18 protein-coding genes are annotated in these 18,026 nt (G+C 64.8%); 12 read left to right on the top strand and 6 right to left on the bottom strand.

What is annotated here, in order from left to right; translation table 11 throughout:
• Window positions 1–159: 159 nt before the first annotated feature.
• Window positions 160–1,533 carry a class II 3-deoxy-7-phosphoheptulonate synthase gene (locus ROH8110_RS05675; RefSeq protein ID WP_085816669.1) on the top strand — a complete coding sequence of 458 codons (1,374 nt, stop codon included), beginning with the start codon at window positions 160–162 and terminating at the stop codon, window positions 1,531–1,533.
• A gap of 279 nt (window positions 1,534–1,812) precedes the next feature.
• Window positions 1,813–2,448, top strand: coding sequence for a sulfotransferase family protein (locus ROH8110_RS05670; protein WP_085816668.1), 636 nt, complete (start codon window positions 1,813–1,815; stop codon window positions 2,446–2,448).
• On the opposite strand, the gene ROH8110_RS05665 is transcribed toward ROH8110_RS05670, so the two are convergent.
• Window positions 2,449–3,144 carry a PAS domain-containing protein gene (locus ROH8110_RS05665; RefSeq protein WP_121143655.1) on the bottom strand — a complete coding sequence of 232 codons (696 nt, stop codon included), beginning with the start codon at window positions 3,142–3,144 and terminating at the stop codon, window positions 2,449–2,451.
• A 204-nt stretch (window positions 3,145–3,348) separates the two neighbouring features.
• Between ROH8110_RS05665 and ROH8110_RS05660 the strand changes: the two genes are divergently transcribed.
• From ROH8110_RS05660 to ROH8110_RS05645, 4 genes are all read left to right on the top strand, one after another.
• Window positions 3,349–4,239, top strand: a complete 891-nt coding sequence (locus ROH8110_RS05660) for a YicC/YloC family endoribonuclease (RefSeq protein WP_245962744.1) — start codon at window positions 3,349–3,351, stop codon at window positions 4,237–4,239.
• Between the two features lie 84 nt (window positions 4,240–4,323).
• Window positions 4,324–4,965 (top strand): guanylate kinase, encoded by a 642-nt coding sequence (gene gmk / locus ROH8110_RS05655; RefSeq protein WP_085816665.1) that lies wholly within the window; start codon window positions 4,324–4,326, stop codon window positions 4,963–4,965.
• Complete coding sequence (locus tag ROH8110_RS05650) at window positions 4,962–5,492, top strand: gamma carbonic anhydrase family protein (protein ID WP_085816664.1); 531 nt, start codon at window positions 4,962–4,964, stop codon at window positions 5,490–5,492. The genes gmk and ROH8110_RS05650 overlap by 4 nt, the downstream gene beginning before the upstream one ends.
• Window positions 5,489–6,541 carry a sensor histidine kinase gene (locus tag ROH8110_RS05645; RefSeq protein WP_085816663.1) on the top strand — a complete coding sequence of 351 codons (1,053 nt, stop codon included), beginning with the start codon at window positions 5,489–5,491 and terminating at the stop codon, window positions 6,539–6,541. Before ROH8110_RS05650 ends, ROH8110_RS05645 begins: the two co-directional genes overlap by 4 nt.
• 127 nt (window positions 6,542–6,668) lie before the next feature.
• Here ROH8110_RS05645 and ROH8110_RS05640 read toward each other — a convergent pair whose 3' ends face one another.
• Window positions 6,669–7,619, bottom strand: coding sequence for a LysR family transcriptional regulator (locus ROH8110_RS05640; protein WP_085816662.1), 951 nt, complete (start codon window positions 7,617–7,619; stop codon window positions 6,669–6,671).
• 105 nt (window positions 7,620–7,724) lie between these two features.
• Here ROH8110_RS05640 and ROH8110_RS05635 point away from each other — a divergent pair, with 105 nt between their 5' ends.
• Both ROH8110_RS05635 and ROH8110_RS05630 read left to right on the top strand, forming a co-directional pair.
• On the top strand, window positions 7,725–8,948 hold the full coding sequence (locus tag ROH8110_RS05635) for an acyl-CoA dehydrogenase (protein ID WP_085816661.1): 1,224 nt from the start codon (window positions 7,725–7,727) through the stop codon (window positions 8,946–8,948).
• A gap of 119 nt (window positions 8,949–9,067) precedes the next feature.
• Window positions 9,068–10,321, top strand: a complete 1,254-nt coding sequence (locus ROH8110_RS05630) for an NAD(P)/FAD-dependent oxidoreductase (protein WP_085816660.1) — start codon at window positions 9,068–9,070, stop codon at window positions 10,319–10,321.
• A 433-nt stretch (window positions 10,322–10,754) separates the two neighbouring features.
• Here the strand turns inward: ROH8110_RS05630 and ROH8110_RS05625 are convergent, their stop codons facing one another.
• Together ROH8110_RS05625 and ROH8110_RS05620 are read right to left on the bottom strand one after the other, a co-directional pair.
• Window positions 10,755–11,471, bottom strand: coding sequence for an RlmE family RNA methyltransferase (locus ROH8110_RS05625; RefSeq protein WP_085817027.1), 717 nt, complete (start codon window positions 11,469–11,471; stop codon window positions 10,755–10,757).
• Window positions 11,472–11,475: 4 nt separating this feature from the next.
• Window positions 11,476–12,588 carry a Ppx/GppA phosphatase family protein gene (locus tag ROH8110_RS05620; RefSeq protein WP_085817028.1) on the bottom strand — a complete coding sequence of 371 codons (1,113 nt, stop codon included), beginning with the start codon at window positions 12,586–12,588 and terminating at the stop codon, window positions 11,476–11,478.
• 234 nt (window positions 12,589–12,822) lie between these two features.
• On the opposite strand from ROH8110_RS05620, the gene ROH8110_RS05615 reads away from it, so the two are divergent.
• The 3 genes from ROH8110_RS05615 to ROH8110_RS05605 are packed head-to-tail and all read left to right on the top strand — an operon-like array spanning window position 12,823 to window position 15,169.
• On the top strand, window positions 12,823–13,119 hold the full coding sequence (locus tag ROH8110_RS05615; protein ID WP_085816659.1) for a virulence factor: 297 nt from the start codon (window positions 12,823–12,825) through the stop codon (window positions 13,117–13,119).
• A 26-nt stretch (window positions 13,120–13,145) separates the two neighbouring features.
• Window positions 13,146–14,081: a methylenetetrahydrofolate reductase gene (locus ROH8110_RS05610; RefSeq protein ID WP_085816658.1), complete on the top strand. Its 936-nt coding sequence runs from the start codon at window positions 13,146–13,148 to the stop codon at window positions 14,079–14,081.
• Window positions 14,082–14,101: 20 nt separating this feature from the next.
• Window positions 14,102–15,169, top strand: a complete 1,068-nt coding sequence (locus tag ROH8110_RS05605; protein ID WP_085816657.1) for a methyltetrahydrofolate cobalamin methyltransferase — start codon at window positions 14,102–14,104, stop codon at window positions 15,167–15,169.
• Between the two features lie 120 nt (window positions 15,170–15,289).
• On the opposite strand, the gene ROH8110_RS05600 is transcribed toward ROH8110_RS05605, so the two are convergent.
• Together ROH8110_RS05600 and ROH8110_RS05595 are read right to left on the bottom strand one after the other, a co-directional pair.
• Window positions 15,290–16,099: an SDR family oxidoreductase gene (locus ROH8110_RS05600; RefSeq protein ID WP_085816656.1), complete on the bottom strand. Its 810-nt coding sequence runs from the start codon at window positions 16,097–16,099 to the stop codon at window positions 15,290–15,292.
• A gap of 12 nt (window positions 16,100–16,111) precedes the next feature.
• Entirely contained in the window at window positions 16,112–16,981 is an 870-nt protein-coding gene (locus tag ROH8110_RS05595; protein WP_085816655.1) for an SDR family NAD(P)-dependent oxidoreductase, read from the bottom strand.
• Between the two features lie 159 nt (window positions 16,982–17,140).
• Here ROH8110_RS05595 and ROH8110_RS05590 point away from each other — a divergent pair, with 159 nt between their 5' ends.
• A complete protein-coding gene (locus tag ROH8110_RS05590; protein WP_085816654.1) occupies window positions 17,141–18,025 on the top strand; it encodes an AraC family transcriptional regulator in 885 nt (294 codons plus the stop codon).
• Window position 18,026: the final 1 nt, after the last annotated feature.

The following is an 18,026-nucleotide window of genomic DNA, read 5'->3' as shown; positions in this document are numbered from 1 at the left end:
GCGCCAGTGTGGCGCATCCAGAACTGCGCCGCGGCGACATCGATCCTCGAGAAAACGCAGACCCGCGGTTTTGCGTCAAGAGGCACAAATCATATATGGTGTCCAGACCAGTGGTTTTGTATAGGAATGGTTCCCAAAGCCTGCAAGCGGAGAAACACCATGAGCGAATGGCACAAATCAGACTGGCGCGCCAAGCCGCGCGTCCAGATGCCCGACTATACCGACCCCGAGGCACTGGCCGAGGTCGAGGGCCGCCTGTCGCAGTTTCCGCCGCTGGTTTTTGCGGGTGAGGCCCGTCGGCTCAGGCAACATCTCGGCGCCGCATCGCGTGGCGAGGCCTTCCTGCTTCAGGGCGGCGATTGCGCCGAGGCCTTCGACCAGTTCTCGGCCGATGCGATCCGCGACACCTTCAAGGTCATGCTGCAGATGGCGATGGTGCTCACCTATGGCGCCAAGGTGCCGGTCATCAAGGTGGGCCGAATCGCCGGTCAGTTCGCCAAGCCCCGCAGCGCCCCGACCGAGGTGATCGACGGCGTGGAACTGCCCAGCTATCGTGGCGACATCATCAACGAACTGGCCTTCACTCCCGAGGCCCGGATTCCCGATCCCGGCCGGATGCTGCAAGCCTATACCCAGGCCGCGGCCACGCTGAACCTGCTGCGCGCCTTCTCGACAGGCGGTTTCGCGGATGTTCACCGCGTCCATGCCTGGACGCTCGGCTTCACCGATGACGAAAAGGCCGCGAAATACCGGGAAATGGCCAATCGTATCCAGGATACGCTCGATTTCATGGCTGCCGCCGGGATGACGGCCGAAACCCAGCACGAACTGGGCACGGTGGAATTCTACACCAGTCACGAAGCCCTGCTGCTGGAATACGAAGAGGCGCTGACCCGGCTCGATTCGACCTCCGGCAAATGGCTGGCGGGGTCCGGCCACATGATCTGGATCGGGGATCGCACCCGTCAGCCCGACGGCGCGCATGTGGAATACGCCCGCGGCGTGCTCAATCCGGTCGGCCTCAAATGCGGCCCCTCGATGGAATCCGACGACCTCAAGCGCCTGATGGCGCGGCTCAACCCCGAGAACGAGGCCGGGCGGCTTACACTGATCGCACGGTTCGGTGCGGGCAAGGTGGGCGATCACCTGCCGCGCCTGCTGCGCACAGTGGAATCCGAAGGCGCGAAGGTGACATGGGTCTGTGATCCGATGCATGGCAACGTCATCAAGTCCTCGACCGGCTACAAGACCCGGCCCTTCGACGCGATACTGCGCGAAGTGCAGGAATTCTTCGCCGTTCACCGCGCCGAAGGCACCATCCCCGGCGGCGTGCATTTCGAGATGACCGGCCAGGACGTGACCGAATGCACCGGCGGGATGCGCGCGCTTGGCGACGAGAACCTCTCGGCGCGCTACCACACCGCATGTGATCCTCGCCTCAATGCCAGCCAGTCGCTCGAACTGGCCTTCCTCGTGGCCGAGGAGCTCTCGAGCCTGCGCGAAAGCCGCCTGCAAGAGGCGCAATCGGCCTGACATGGCGTGCCGGGGCAGGCAGGTCAGCAGGGCGGCCTGAAAGGGCCGCCAGGCCTGCCCCGGCGCTGACCCATGCGCCTTTCTTGCTTCATGTGCCGTATGAAGTTCGCGAAGCAAGGCGCGAAATAGTAATGCAAAAATACAGACGCACCCGCTAAGCGGTTCTCTTTCGCCTGCGTTTCATCTGGACAGGCGATGCCGCACGGCCTCACGCTCGGACGATCCGTCGCCATCCGGCGCGGGCCGGCACCGGGCTTTCCGGGCACGAGAGGACGCGGCATGGCGCTACAGGTCATCGGCTCGGGCTTTGGACGCACCGGGACCAAATCGCTCAAGGCCGCGCTGGAACGCCTGGGTTTCGGGCCTTGTCACCACATGCACGAGATCATCGCCGATCCCGGACAGGTCAACCATTGGCAGACAGTCGCGGCGGGCGGCAAGGTGGATTGGAGCGTCGTCTTTGCGGGCTACCGCGCGCAGGTTGACTGGCCCGGCGCCCATGTCTGGCGCGACACCGCGCGCGCCTTTCCCCATGCGCGCATCGTTCATACGACGCGTCCCGACGATACCTGGTGGGCCAGTTTCGAGCGCACCATCGCCATGCTGATGCAACGGCGCGCCGATCTTGCGCTGCCGCAGCACATGCGCGACATGCTCGATGCGTGGGACGTGATGGTCGGGCAGGGGGTCTTTGGCGGCGATCTCACCGACCGCGACGCCGCGATCGAGGCGTACCACGCCCATACGCTCGCCGTCCGGCAAGAGCTTCCGCGCGAACGCCTGCTGCTGTTCGACGTGGCCGAAGGCTGGGCGCCGCTGTGTGATTTTCTCGGCGTGGATGTGCCGGACGAGCCCTTTCCCCATCACAACCTGCGCGCCGATTTCTGGGAGGCCCTGGGCGGCGATCCCACCTGATCAGTCGGTCTCGATCAGGCGCAGATGGGAACGGTCGCCATTGCCGCGCACCCGCGCGGGGACCACCGGGTCCAGCGGCTGATCGGCGCGGTATGCATCAAGCGTCAGCGGCGCAGCGGCCGCATCAGACGTGGCGCCGATCCGCACCACCTCGCTGCTGGTGATGGTAAAGCGGCGCGGCGTGCGTCCGGCAGGACCGTCGCTGACCAGACAGCCCACGGCGCGCGAAATGTCGCCAAGATCGCTGCGCAGCGGCAGGATCACCAGCCGCCCCGTCAGCGGCGGACGCCCGAAGGACCCGACCGAGGTCAACCCGATCTCCAGCCGCGCAGGCCCGTCGAACAGATCGACCAGCAGTTCCGCGAGTCGGTCCCGATCCTGTGGCTCGATGAGGGCGCTCAGCGGCATGCCGCGCACTTCCATGCCCATCAGGTCGCTCAGATGCATCCCCGCTATACGCAGCCGCGCAAGGCCGGGAGCGATGCGCTCGGCGATGAAGGCCTCGGACAGCAACGGGCTCATCCCGCGCGGGTCGATATCGGCGCGGCGCGGGACATCCGCGCCCTTGCGCATGGCCATCCAGTAGTCGAGGAAACCCGCCAGGTCCTGATCGCGCAGGCGCCGCGCCGGGCCGGTGCCGGGCAGATGGACGATATTGCCCTTGCGGGCGGTTTGGCTGAAGAAACTGTCGGACATCGTGACCATACCTGTCTGAACTGATTACCGGGCAGGGCTTCGATCCGCCCCGCGCAGGCCGCACCTGCTTTGCGTGATCCTCTTTTGGCATATTTCGATCAGGTTTTGTCTAAAAATCCGCATAAATGGTTAAGGTCCCGTGCGGCGCTTGCCAGCCCGCGCGTGACTGGCTAGGACAAGGGCGCAAGCGTCCGGAGGATCAACGTGCTGAATTCGATGACGGGGTTCGCCTCGGCCAAGGGAGCGCATGGTGCCCATGAATGGACATGGGAACTGCGCAGCGTGAACGGCAAGGGGCTCGATCTGCGGCTGCGCCTGCCGGACTGGATCGAAGGGCTGGAACCGGCGCTGCGCGCGCGCCTTCAGCAGGCGCTGGCGCGCGGCAATGTGAATCTCAATCTTCGGGTGCAATCCAGCGATCAGGGCGGGCGGCTGGCGCTCAATGGCGCGCAGCTTGACGATATCCTGGCCGCCCTGGCCGAGGTCGAAACCCGCGCGCTCGAGCGCGGCGTGACCCTCGCGCCCTCGCGCCCGGCCGATCTTCTGACGATCCGGGGTGTGCTGGAAACCGCCACTGCGGATTCCGACACAGCACCGCTTCGCGCCGCCATCCTTGCGGATTTCGAACCGCTTCTGGCCCAGTTCCTCGCGATGCGCCAAAGCGAGGGCACCGCCCTTGCAGCGGTGCTGAACGCTCAGATCGACCGCATCGCGGCACTCACCGACGCCGCCGCCGAGGTCGCCGAGAGCCGCCGCGCCGACATGACCGCCACGCTGCAAAAGCAACTGGCGCGGGTCATGGACAATGCCGAGTCCGCCGATCCGGCGCGGATCTCGCAGGAACTGGCGCTCATCGCCGTCAAATCCGACGTGACCGAGGAAATCGACCGCCTGCGCGCCCATGTCGCCGCCGCGCGCGCCCTTCTGAGCGAGGCCGAACCGACCGGGCGCAAGCTCGATTTCCTGGCGCAGGAATTCAACCGCGAGGCCAACACGCTCTGTTCCAAGGCCCAGTATGCGGAACTGACCTCGGTCGGGCTCGACCTCAAGGCGGTGATCGACCAGATGCGCGAACAGGTGCAGAATGTCGAATGAACGCATGTCCCTTGCGGGCCGCCGGGGGTTTCACCCCCGGACCCCCGAGAGTATTTCAGGAACGATGAAACGCAGGAGCGAAAGATGAGCGAACGGCGCGGGCTTCTGATCATTCTGAGCTCGCCCTCGGGGGCGGGAAAATCCACCCTTTCGGGGCGGCTGCGCGCGTGGGATGCAAGCATATCCTTTTCGGTCTCGGCCACCACCCGCACGCCGCGCGAGGGCGAAGTGGATGGCGAGGATTACCTGTTCCTTGGCGAAAGCGCCTTTCAGCGCGAGGTGGCGGCGGGCGAAATGCTGGAACATGCGCATGTGTTCGGCAATTTCTACGGCTCGCCCCGCGCCCCGGTGCAGGCGGCGATAGATGCCGGGCGCGACGTGCTGTTCGACATCGACTGGCAGGGCGCGCAGCAGATCCAGAACTCGGCGCTCGGGCCGCATACGCTGTCGATCTTTCTTCTGCCTCCCTCGATCCGCGAATTGCACCGCCGCCTCGAAGAGCGCGCACAGGACAGCGCCGAGGTCATCGCCCGGCGCATGCGCAAGAGCTGGGACGAGATCAGCCATTGGGCGGAATATGACTATGTGCTGGTCAATGACGATCTCGACGCCACCGAAAGGCGCCTCAAGACCATCATCGAGGCCGCGCGCCTCAAGCGGATCCAGCAACCGGGGCTGAACGCCCATGTAAAGGCCCTGCACAGTGAATTCGAGGAGATGACATGACCATCTACGCCCTTGACGGCCTCGCGCCGCGTATCGCCGAAGACAGCTGGATCGCGCCCGATGCCAACGTGATCGGCAATGTCACGCTGGAAGAAGGCGGCTCGATCTGGTTCGGCTGCACCCTGCGCGGCGACAACGAGCCGATCGTGATCGGCGCTGGCAGCAATGTGCAGGAAAACACCGTCATGCATACCGATCCCGGCTGCCCGCTGACCATCGGGGCCGGTTGCACCATCGGCCACAAGGCGATGCTGCACGGCTGCACCATCGGCGAGAACAGCCTGATCGGCATGGGCGCGACCGTCCTCAATGGCGCGGTGATCGGCAAGAACTGCCTGATCGGCGCCGGGGCGCTGGTGACCGAGGGCAAGGAGATCCCCGACGGCTCGCTGGTGGTCGGTGCGCCGGGCAAGGTGATCCGCCAGCTTGACGAGGCCGCGATCGAGGGGCTGCGCCGCTCGGCGCTGCACTACCAGCAGAACATGCGCCGTTTCCGCGCCGGGCTCGTGGTGCAGACGGGGCAATGACAGAAGACGGGATTTCGTCGTTTCTGCGGGCGATTCCGCTTCCCTCGCTTCTGATCGCGCATGACGAGCGGATACTTGGCGCCAACGACCTCGCGCTGTCGCTCCTGGGGACGCAGATCGTCGGGCGCCATTTCATCACCGCCCTGCGCCAGCCCGCCATGCTGGACGCGATCGAAGGCACGCTGCGCGACGGAAACCGGCGCACGACCCGCTACCTTGGCAGCGAGGGCAGCCAGGACACGAGCTTCGTCGTCACCGTCTCGAAGGTGGAAACCGATAGTGGCGCCGGGGCGCTTCTGTGTTTCGAGGATGTGACCCATCTTGAACAGGCCGGGCAGATGCGGCGCGATTTCGTCGCCAATGTCAGCCACGAGCTGCGCACGCCGCTGACCGCGCTGATGGGCTTCATCGAAACCCTGCAAGGCCCGGCAAAGGACGATGCGGCGGCCACAGCCCGATTCCTCGGCTTCATGCAGTCCGAGGCCCACCGGATGGAGCGGCTGGTGCGCGATCTGTTGTCGCTGAGCCGCGTCGAGGCCGAGGAACGCGTGCGCCCGATGGACCGCGTGGATCTTGGAAAATGCATCGGTTCGGTGCTGCACAGCCTGCGCGCCGTGTCCGACTCTGCCGGGGTGCGGATCGACCTGCAACAGCCCGAGACCCCGGTGATCGTGCCCGGCGATTTCGACCTTCTGACGCAGGTCGCCACCAACCTGATCGAGAACGCCGTCAAGTACGGCGCGCAGGGCAAGGTGGTGCATGTCACGCTGGAAACCACGCCCCATGCCACCGAACTGCGCGGCCCCGCCGCCATCCTGACGGTGCGCGACGAGGGGCCGGGGTTCGATCCGCTGCACATTCCGCGCCTGACCGAGCGCTTCTACCGCGTCGACACCCACCGCTCGCGCGAGATGGGCGGCACCGGGCTGGGACTGGCGATCGTCAAGCATATCGTCAACCGCCATCGCGGCCGCCTGCGGATCGCATCGGAACCGGGCAAAGGGGCGGAGTTCAAGGTGATCCTTCCCGCCGGCGGGCGCCCCGGCTGAGACGCTGAGGGGCTTTGCCCGACTTGCGTACAAATGCGCCGTACAAAACGGCCATTTCGTACAGGATCGCCGGTCACGGATCTCTATGCGCCGGGCGCAGGCCGCGCAAATGCGGAAATGTCATGGATCAGCGGGGCAGGGGATCTTCGTCCTCGGCCTGCGTCGCCAGCCACTCGCGGAACTTGATGAGCGCCGGGTCGCGCGCCTTTTCCAGTGGCCAGACCAGCTGATAGGCGCCCGGCATCCGCGTCGCCCCGCCCCATGCCATCACCAGCCGCCCCGTCGCCAGATCCTGCTCTGCCAGGTAATCGGGAAGCAAGGCCACACCCAGCCCGTGCAGCGCCGCCTGGGTGATCGTCGAGAACTGATCGTAGATCGTGCCGGTGACGATCTCGGCGGTGATGTCATGTGCCGCGAACCAGGCGCGCCAGGCCTCGGGGCGGGTTTCGATATGCAAAAGCGGCAGGTTCAGCAGATCCTGCGCGGCGCGCGGCGGGCGCGTTTGCAGCAATTCGGGCGAACAGACCGCGACCACCGCCTCGGTCTTGAGCGTGACCGCAGCCGTTCCGGGCCAATCCCTGTTTCCGAAATGTATTGCCGCATCAAATGGTTCCGCGCCAAAGTTGAAAGGTTTGATGCGGGTGGACAGGTTGATTGTCACCTCCGGGTGGCGGCGGGCGAAATCGGGCAGGCGCGGCACCAGCCAGCGCATCCCGAAGGTCGGCAGGATCGCCAGGTCCAGGCTCCCGCCGGCCGGGTTCACCGTCAGCTTAAGCGTCGCCTGGGTGATCTTCTGCAGCGCCGAGCGGATCTCGGCGGCATAGCCCGCGGCCTCGGGCGTCAGCAGCATGCGCCGCCCCCGCCGCAGGATGAGCGCCACGCCCAGCTGCGCCTCCAGCGTCTGAAGCTGACGGCTGACCGCGCTCTGGCTCAGGTTCAGCTCATTCGCGGCCGCCGTGGCGCTGCCCAGCCGGTCCAGGGTCTCGAGCGCGCGCAGGCTGGCGGTTGAGGGCAGGAAACGGCGCGGTGGCGGCGCGTTCAGGGGCCGGGCAGGGGGCACGGGCGTGTCAGCGACCATATATGCGGTTTCCTCATGAATGGATGCAGAATTCTCGATATTCCTTACCGCAAGGTTAATATACCCTGCAAGAAACCTGCAGAAACCGCATAAGGACCGATTTCCATGACCGCCGACGCCCCGACCATCCGTGACAAAGACCGTCCCAACCTTGGAAATTTCGACTGGCAGGACCCGTTTTACATTGAAGATCAACTGCTTGAAGAAGAGCGCATGATTGCGCAAAGCGCCCGCTCGTTTGCGCAGGAACATCTACAGCCGCGGGTCATCAAGGCCTATGCCAACGAGGAAACCGACCCCGAAATTTTCCGCGAGATGGGCGAGATGGGCCTTCTGGGCACCACGATCCCCGAAGAATATGGCGGATTGTCAGCGGGTTACGTCAGCTACGGCCTTGTCGCGCGCGAAATCGAACGCGTCGATTCCGGCTACCGCTCGATGATGTCGGTCCAATCCTCGCTCGTCATGTATCCGATCTACGCCTATGGCAGCGAAGAGCAACGCCGCAAGTACCTGCCGGGATTGGCAAAAGGCGACCTCATCGGCTGTTTCGGCCTCACCGAGCCCGACGCCGGATCGGACCCGGCGGGCATGAAGACCCGCGCAAAGAAGATCGACGGAGGGTATCTCCTCAGCGGCTCGAAGATGTGGATCTCCAACTCGCCCATCGCTGACGTCTTCGTCGTCTGGGCCAAGTCCGACGCCCATGACGGCAAGATCAGGGGCTTTGTTCTGGACAAGGGGACCAAGGGGCTGAGCGCCCCGAAAATTCAGGGTAAACAAAGCCTTCGCGCCTCGATCACCGGTGAGATCGTGCTTGATGGCGTCGAGGTGGGCGAAGACGCGCTCCTGCCCCATGTCGAGGGCCTCAAGGGGCCGTTCGGCTGTCTGAACCGGGCGCGCTATGGCATCGCCTGGGGCGTGATGGGCGCCGCCGAGGCCTGCTGGCACGCCGCGCGCCAGTATGGGCTGGATCGGCAGCAGTTCCGCCGCCCGCTCGCTCAGACCCAGCTTTTCCAGAAGAAACTGGCCGACATGATGACCGAGATCACGCTCGGCCTTCAGGCGGCGCTGCGCGTCGGTCGCCTGATGGACGATGCCCGCGCCGCGCCCGAGATGATCAGCCTCATCAAGCGCAACAATTGCGGCAAGGCGCTGGACATCGCGCGCATGTCCCGCGACATGCATGGCGGAAACGGAATTTCCGAGGAATTTCAAGTCATTCGCCACATGATGAACCTTGAAACCGTGAACACCTACGAAGGCACCCATGACGTTCACGCGCTTATCCTGGGCCGGGCGCAGACCGGGTTGCAGGCGTTCTTCTGATGCGGACGTGATGGCAGAACTTGCCTTCGGCGCGCCCACGGGTAACGTGCGTGGGATCAACGAAAGCACAGCCGCATGAATCACGATCTGACCAGATGCCGTTCTGACGGTGCCGCCAAATGAGCGACCTGGGTACCCTCTGGGCCGACAGCAGCGAAGAGACCTTCGCGGCCCCCACGCTGCAAGGTGAATTCAGCGTCGACCTGGTGATCCTGGGCGGCGGTTTCACCGGTTGCGCGGCCGCCCTGGAGGCCGCGGGGCAGGGTGCCGAGGTGGTCCTGATCGAGGCCGAAACCATCGGTCACGGGGGCTCGGGGCGCAATGTCGGGCTGGTCAATGCGGGGCTGTGGCTTCCGCCCGACGTGGTCTGCAAGACGCTTGGCGCACAGGCGGGCGAGCGCCTGAACAGCGCGCTCGCCGCAGCGCCCGATCGGGTCTTCGGCCTGATCGAGCGATTCGGGATCGCATGCAACCCGCGCCGCAACGGCACCTTGCACCTGGCCCATGCGCCGCGCGGTGTCGCGCAGCTTCAGGAACGCCATGTCCAGCAGGTCCGCCGCGCCGCGCCGGTCACGCTTCTCGATGCCGCGGAAACCCGCGCGCGCACCGGCTCAGACGCCTTTCACGGCGCGCTCTTCGATACACGCGCCGGAACGATTCAGCCGCTGGCCTATGCGCGTGGCCTTGCGCGCGCCGCGCAGGGGCAGGGTGCGCGCATATTCGAGAACAGCCCGGCACTTTCGGCGATCCGGCATGGCGGCCACTGGGTCATCCGCACCTCGGGCGGCAAGCTGCGCAGCAAGGCGCTTCTGGTGGCGACCAATGCCTATCACCAGCCCGTCGGTGACATGACCATCCCCAAGGTGCCACAGGTCAATTTCTTCCAGCTCGCCACCGAACCGCTGGGCGATAATATCGCGCGCGATATCCTGCCGGGCGGTGAAGGCTGCTGGGATACGGCGATGATCATGTCCTCGCTCAGGCGCGATGCGGCGGGTCGTGTCATTCTTGGCGGCATGGGCGACGATGTCGGCGTTCAGGCGGGCTGGGCGCGCCGCAAGCTGGCTCAGCTTTACCCGCAACTGGCCGATGCGGCGATCTCCCATGCCTGGGCGGGCCGGATCTCGATGACCTCAGATCATCTGCCGCGCATCCTGCGGGTCGGCGCAAGCGGTCTGTCGATCTTCGGCTATTCGGGCCGTGGCATCGCGCCGGGCACGGTCTTCGGCCAATCGGCGGCGCGCGCCTTGCTTGTCGGGGACGAGAGCGCGTTGCCGCTCGATCCGGTCGATGCCCATGCAGAACGCCTGACGCGCCTCAAGACCGCGTTCTTCGAGACAGGGGCGCGCATGGTCCACATGATATCCCGCTAGGGGGCGGTTTCGGGGGGTGATCGCCAAGGTCCGCTGCGCTACATCCAATAGGCGCATAATCAGTATTATGTTAACAGTTGCATACGCCAGACCACCGGTGAGACACGCAATATCGCACTGATATCAATACACTACCCGCCAAACCTAACCCAATCCCCCGGCGCCACAATCACGGAATCTCCCTGATTTCGTGCGCTTCACGCGCTGCTCATGCCGCAATTGCCTGTCACGCTCACATCTTGCGGCCATTCTGGCCGGCAGGAGATCGGATCATGCCAAAGGGATCTGCACAGCGACGCGAGCGGCTGTTCGAATATATCCGGCAGGACAACATGATACAGGTGCGCGCCCTGCGCAGGCCATCCCCGCCCGACCTCGGTGCCCCTGACATACGCGCTTTCCTCTCCAGGGCCGAGCGCTCCTTCGCCTTGGCTCAGCCCCTGAAACCCGTGGCGACGACGAATTTCTCCGAACTGTCGGCGCGCGAGGCCGGCGGCTTCATGTTGGCGACCTTGGTAAAGCGTTGCTTGAGAAGCTTCTGGAGCTCGCCTTCGGCGCCACCTGCCAGAACTTTCGAGACGAACGTGCCGCCTTCCTCGAGAATGTCGAATGCCAGCCACGCTGCGGCCTCGCACAGCGCGATGATGCGCAGGTGATCGGTCTGCTTGTGCCCGGAACTTGACGCCGCCATGTCGCTCATCACCACATCGGCCTTGCCGCCCAGCCATTCCTTGACCTGTTCGTCGGCGCCATCCTCCATGAAATCCAGCTGATAGAGATCGCAGCCGGCGATCGGCTCGATTTCCTGCAGGTCGATTCCCAGGATATAGCCCTGCGCCTTGCCCTGTTTCTCGCCAAGCGCATTCACGCGCGGCACCGCCACCTGGCACCAGCCGCCGGGCGCACAGCCAAGGTCCACGACCCGCGCACCGGGCACGAGGAATCGGAACTTGTCGTCGATCTCCATGATCTTGAACGCCGCACGCCCGCGATAGCCCTCGGCCTGCGCGCGTTTCACATAGGGGTCGTTGAGTTGCCGCTGCAACCACCGCGTGGAGGAAGATTTGCGTCCCCGCGCGGTCTTGACCTTGACGGTCAGGTCCCGCTGGCCGCGCCCCGAGGTGTTCTTGCCATCCGGTGTCTTCGCCATCATTCTACCCCTGCCCGTCCTGCAACACGCCATCCGCCGACATCAGCGCATACAGCATCCCTTCGCGCAGCCCGCGATCTGCGACCGACAGCCGGTCGGTGGGCCAGCAGCGCAGCAGCGCCTGAAGGATCGCCGCGCCCGACATGATGAGCGCCTGGCGGTCCATGCCGATCCGCGGGTCCTTGCGCCGCCCCAGCGGCCCGAGCGCCAGGTATTTTCGGATCACCAGGTCGATCTCGTCGCTGGTCATGCACAGCCCGTCCACCTTGTTGCGGTCATAGCGCTTCAATCCCAAGTGGCTCGCCGCCACGGTCGTGACCGTCCCCGAGGTTCCGATGATCTGGAACCCCTCGCGCGGCTGCTCGTTCTTGTAGGGTGCGAATTCGGCCAGGTTCTCCTCGAAGAACCAGCTCATCAGCGCGAAACGCGCGCTGTCATCCTCGACATCGTTGAACTGGTCGCGCAGCGTCGCAACGCCTAGCGGCACGCTGATCCAGTCGACCACCCGCGCCGATGGCCGGCCGGCCTCCTGGCATTTGAACCCGCCATGCATCCGCATGATCGCGCGGGCGCGCTCGGCCGGGGGCACATCGCGCAGGTCGATCCAGACCAGTTCCGTCGATCCCCCGCCGATATCCACGACCAAAAGCTGCTCGGTGCCCGGATTGACCAGCGGCGCACAGGAGACCACCGCCAATTGCGCCTCTTCCTGCGGCGCAATCATGTCAAGGCGCAGGCCGGTTTCCTTCTCGACCCGCGTCAGGAACGACTTGCCATTGGCCGCGCGCCGACAGGCTTCGGTCGCGACAAGGCGCATCCGTTCGACCTTGTGGCGTTTGATCTTCTGCTGACAGACCCTCAGCGCCTGCAATGTGCGATAGATCGCCGAGCGCGACAGACGCCCGTACTTTTCCAGACCCGATCCAAGCTGGACGGATTTGGAGAAACTGTCGACCACCTTGAACTGGCTGCCCTCAGGGCGGGCAATCAGCATACGGCAGCTGTTTGTGCCCAGATCCAGGGCGGCATAAAGACCGTCCGGACAGGGTGAGCTCAGTGCGGGGCTCTCAACCGTTTTCGGGACCGCGCCCGCACTTTCGGGACGCCTGGGCGCCATAACCACGCCCTCCATTTCGAGTTGCCTCCAAACTAATGTCTCGCGTCCCCCGGCGCAAGCTCTGCGGTGCCGCATAAACATCATGAAGGTTTTTCGTGATGGCCCCGGTGGCCCCCCGCGCGGCGCCGCGCTAGCCTTGAAAGGTCGCATGACGCGCCCGTTCTGTCGAAAACCGACTGAGCGACGCGCCCTGCCTGCATTAGACAAGAGCCACCGAGGAAGAGGAATCAGTCAATGGTTGACGTCACTATCGTCTATTGGAGGGACATTCCCGCACAGGTGATCGTCGGCAAGGGCCGCCGGGGCGCTAAGAAACAGCTTCCCGAACGGTTCGAACAGGCCATCGACCGGGCCGCGATGAAAAGCGGCGCCGCCGAGACCGATGACTACCTGGCCGAGTGGCGCAAGGCCGCCCCCTACCAGGTCGAGGGTGATCCTTCCGAAGTGGCCGAGGCCGAAGCGGCCCGGCTCGATACCGAATATGATCAGGATCGCATCAAGGCGCTGATCGGCAATGATGGCTGGGCATGACCCCCGGATCGCTATGGGAGGCCGCAATGGCTCTGTTGAACTTCAAGAAACGTGATGCCGGGTCCGCAGGCCCTGCCCCCGTCAATCCGCATGTCGAGGCCTTTCTCAAGGGCTATTCCATCGAGGTGATGCCGCGCACCTCCGAGAAGGTCGAGTCGTTCCGCGACCTGCTGCCCGAAGGCACCCGCGTCTATATCGCCCATATCGAGGGCACCCCGATCGAGGACATGGTCGCCACCGCCGCCCGCCTTGCACGCGAAGGCTATCCGGTGATGCCGCATTTCCCGGCCCGGATCATCCGCGACAAGGCCATGCTGGCCGACTGGATCGCCCGATACCAGGGCGAGGCCGGGGTCGATCAGGCGCTTTTGCTGGCCGGTGGCGTCGCCAGGCCGCATGGCGATTTCGACAGCTCCATGCAGCTGCTCGAGACCGGCGAATTCGATCGCGCCGGTTTCACCCGGCTGCATGTGGCCGGCCACCCCGAGGGCAACCGCGATATCGACCCGGATGGCGGGATGAAACTCGTCGAAGAAGCCCTTCAGTGGAAACAGAAATTCTCTGAACGTACCGATGCCGACATGGCCCTGGCCACGCAGTTCGCCTTTGACGCCAAGCCGATCATCGCCTGGGCGGACAGGCTCAGCGCGGCGGGCATCACCCTGCCCGTCCATATCGGCATCGCCGGTCCCGCCAAGCTGCAGACCCTGATCAAGTTCGCCATCGCCTGCGGTGTCGGACCGTCTTTGAAAGTTCTTCAGAAACGCGCTATGGATGTCTCCAAGCTGCTGCTGCCCTACGAACCCACCGAGGTTCTGACCGAACTGGCCGCCCACAAGGCCGCCAACCCCGATTTCAACATCGAGGCGGTCCATTTCTTCCCGCTGGGCGGCATCAAGACCAACGCCACCTGGGCTATCGAAAACGGCGGATCTTCCGCCGTCCCCGCAAACGCATCCTGAGCGAAGGACACAAATCAACAATGACCCGCACAGTCGTCGAAAGCAAAACCAAGACCGCCATCATCGGGTTCGATCAGCCCTTCTGCGTGATCGGTGAACGGATCAACCCCACCGGGCGCAAGAAACTCGCTGCCGAGCTTGAGGCGGGCGATTTCTCGACCGTCGAGAAGGACGCGCTGGCGCAGGTCGCGGCAGGGGCGACCGTTCTCGATATCAACGCGGGCGTGGTCTACAACTCCAACCCCAACCCGAACGAGACCGAACCGCCGCTGATGACCAAGATCATCGAACTGGTGCAGGGTCTCGTCGATGTGCCGCTCTGCATCGACAGCTCGGTGCCCGCCGCGCTCGAGGCCGGTCTCGCCGCCTGCGAAGGCCGCCCGCTCCTCAACTCGGTCACCGGCGAGGAGGACCGCCTCGAACTGGTGCTGCCGCTGGTCAAGAAATACAACGTTCCCGTCGTCGCCATCTCGAATGACGATACCGGTATTTCCGAAGACCCCGATGTGCGTTTCGCCGTCGCCAAGAAAATCGTGGAGCGCGCCGCCGATTTCGGCATCCCCGCGCATGACATCGTCGTCGACCCGCTGGTCATGCCGATCGGCGCGATGGGCACCGCCGGGCTTCAGGTCTTTACCCTGGTGCGGCGCCTGCGCGAGGAACTGGGCGTCAACACCACCTGTGGCGCCTCCAATATCAGCTTCGGCCTGCCCAACCGCCACGGCATCAACAACGCCTTCCTGCCGATGGCCATGGGCGCGGGCATGACCAGCGCCATCATGAACCCGGTGGCGCTGCCGGTGAAGCAATCCGAACTCGACGCCAAGAAGGCCGAAGTCGCCGCCGCGGGCATCGTGCTGCCCGAGGACATGGATGACGAGACCTTCTGCCAGCTCTTCGGGCTCGGCTCCACCCTGCCCCGCCCCGGCAAGGAGATGGAGGCCATCCGCGCCGCCAACTTCCTGACCGACAACGACCCGCATGGCGGCGCCTGGATCAAGTTCAACAAGGCCCCCGTCAAACCCGGCGAGGATGAAGCCGGCGCCCGTGGCGGCCGCTCCGGAGGCCGCCGCCGCCGCCGCGCCTGATCTTCAAAAGCCGACAGCATTCCAACGCCCCGCGCCCTCACCGGCGCGGGGTTTTTCGATGGGGGGTGTCGGAACCGCGCGTCGAAGCCGCGCGGCGGCCCGCTTTGGATCTTCAGCTTCTCATTCCGTCATCAAGGCCTTGATGCCGCTGATGAAACTGGCGTCATCCTGCTGTTTGCGCCGATCCAGCAAGTCGACGGCGTCCGGACCCGCGCGGAATCTCAGTTGGTCGCCGGGTTCGTTCGCGGCCTGCCAGATGACGTCGGCTACGACGTCGGGCGACGAAGGGTTTGACGCCAGCTTGCCAAAGAGCCGCCCCATGGCTTCGGCGGTTGGGGCGTAATCGGTCAGCGTTTCATCCATCGCAAAATCGAAGGAGCGACCGCCGAAATCCGTGTTGATCATGCCCGGTTCGACGATGCACACGCGGATACCCAGCGGTTCCAACTCGTAATGCAGCGCCTCGGACAGGCCTTCGACCGCGAATTTGGTGCCGTGATAGAGCGTCCCGAGCGGAAAGGTGATCTGCCCGCCGATGGAAGATATGTTGACGATGCTGCCCGAGCGGCGGGCACGCATATGCGGCAGGACGGCTTTTGTGACCTCCAACAGACCGATTACGTTGGTGTCGAACTGGCGGCGGATGCGGTCGGCCGAAAACGCCTCGAGCGGGCCGTAGGCACCGTAGCCCGCATTGTTCAGCAAAACGTCGATCGCGCCGAAACGGTCGATCCCCGCGGCCACCGCCGCGGCGATCGAGGCGGGATCGGTCACGTCGAGGCGGGTGACCAGCAGGTTGTCGCGCTCGGCGAAATCCGAGCCGGAGGGATCGCGCATCGTGGCGATCACGTTCCAGCCTTCGGCATGAAAGCGCAGCGCCGTGGCCTTGCCGATGCCGGAGGATGCGCCGGTGATGAGAATGGCAGGCATGATTTGGCTCCTTCAGGGGTTGAGGCGCAGCATCTCTTCGATGCCGAAATTGGTCAGGACGGTGCGGGTAACGTCATGCAAAGCGGTGTTGTAGCGCTCGATCTCGGGGCCGACGCCGGTGTGATCGACCACGGTGCGAAAGGGTTTCTGGCCAAAGGGCAACGCCAGCAGCGCGGTGACCGCTTCGGCGATACGCTCGGGGCGCTGGTCGGGCGTGGCCTCAAGCATCTGCGCCAGCCCCTGCGCCGAAAGATCCGGGACGGCGGCAAAATCCCCATATTCAGCCTCGCGCGCGGGATCGTCGGGCGTGACCATGCCGTCGAAAAAGGCCGTGGGCATCGCACCCGGCTCGATGATGCAGGATTCGATGCCAAAGCCCGAGAGTTCCGTGCGGTAGCATTCCACGATTGCCTCCAGCGCCCATTTCGACGCGCAATAGGTGCCGTAGAATGGCGTCGCGATGCGCCCGATCAGGCTCGAGGTATAGAGGACCGTTCCACGCCCCTGTGCGCGGAAATGGGGCAAGGCGGCGCGCATGACCCGCTGCACGCCGGTCACATTGACGTCGAAGACGCGGGCCATGTCCTCTGGCGACATCAGTTCCTGAATACCATAAGAGCCGATTCCGGCATTGTTGAACAGCACGTCCAGCCCGTTCAGCGCGCTGATTGCGTCGGCCACGCCTGCCTCGGCGCTCGCGTTGTCGGTCACGTCCATCTCGACGATCTGCGCGCCGAAGCCTTCCAGCGTGGCGACGGCGTCAGCGTTGCGGCCTGAGCGGTTTCGGACGCTGCCGGCCACCTGATGCCCCTGCGCTGACAGCGCCTTTGCGGTGGGTAGGCCAAAGCCGCCCGCAATTCCGGTGATGAAAATCTTTGCCATGTGCCCTGTCCTTTGTTGGTGATTGAGACACGATACTCCGGGCCATAAGTGGGTTCTTTCTCATTTATCCGAAAAACTTGCCTGATCCTCTGGGTGACGAAATTATCCTTCATGAAAACCGGGCGTGTCATGCTACGACATCCGTGAAAGGAGAGCCGCATGACCGGATTGCTGGACCGCGCCGTGGCGCTGATGGATCAGGCCGGGGAGCCTCGGGGCGGCCTTGCCCATGCCGAAAGCGGGATGCACTTCCTGCGGTTCACGGCGCCCAGCCCGCAGCAGGCAACCGTTTATCGCCCGCTTCTCTGTAGCGTCCTGCAAGGTGCCAAGCAGGTCAGCGCGGGCGCGCACAGCCTGACCGTAGCGAGCGGTCAATCTCTGCTCGTCAGCCATGCGCTGCCGGTCGTCTCCCGGATCACTCAGGCGACGCCCGAGACGCCCTATGTCGCGCTGGTCTTCCCGCTCGACCTCGACCTGCTGCGCGGCCTGGCACCTGCCATGCCGCCCGCGCGCGGAACGCGCAGCCAGGACCCGTTCTCGATCACGCTCTGCCCGACCGATCCCGCGATGCAGGACGCACTGACCCGGTATCTGGACCAATGCGCAGGCGATGCGACACGCCCATTGCTGGCCCCGATCACCCGGCAGGAAATCCACGCCCGGCTGCTTCTCGGTCCCCATGCCGACACGCTGCAAAAGCTGCTCTGGCACGAGACCACCGCCAGCCGCATCTATCAGGCGACGCGCGAGATCCAGTCCGATCTGTCGCGCACGGTGATCGTGGGGGAGCTTGCCGATCGCGTGGGCATGAGCCAATCCGCTTTCTTCGAGCATTTCAAGGCGGTCACCGGTACTTCGCCGCTGCAATACCAGAAAGACCTGCGCCTGCTGCACGCCCGCGACGCGCTGCGCTCCTCCGACGCCAAGGTGTCAGAGGTTGCCTTTCGCGTCGGCTACGAAAGCTCGGCTCAGTTCTCGCGCGAATATGCGAGGAAGTTCGGCCTCTCGCCACGGCAGGATCGGGCGGCTCTGGCGGCTGAGTGAT

Origin of the sequence: Roseovarius halotolerans, from assembly GCF_900172255.1 — a bacterium.
GTDB classification, from domain to species: Bacteria; Pseudomonadota; Alphaproteobacteria; order Rhodobacterales; family Rhodobacteraceae; genus Roseovarius; species Roseovarius halotolerans.
The sequence above is the reverse complement of the archived record's forward strand: the minus strand, read 5'-3'. Positions and strand labels throughout refer to the sequence as shown.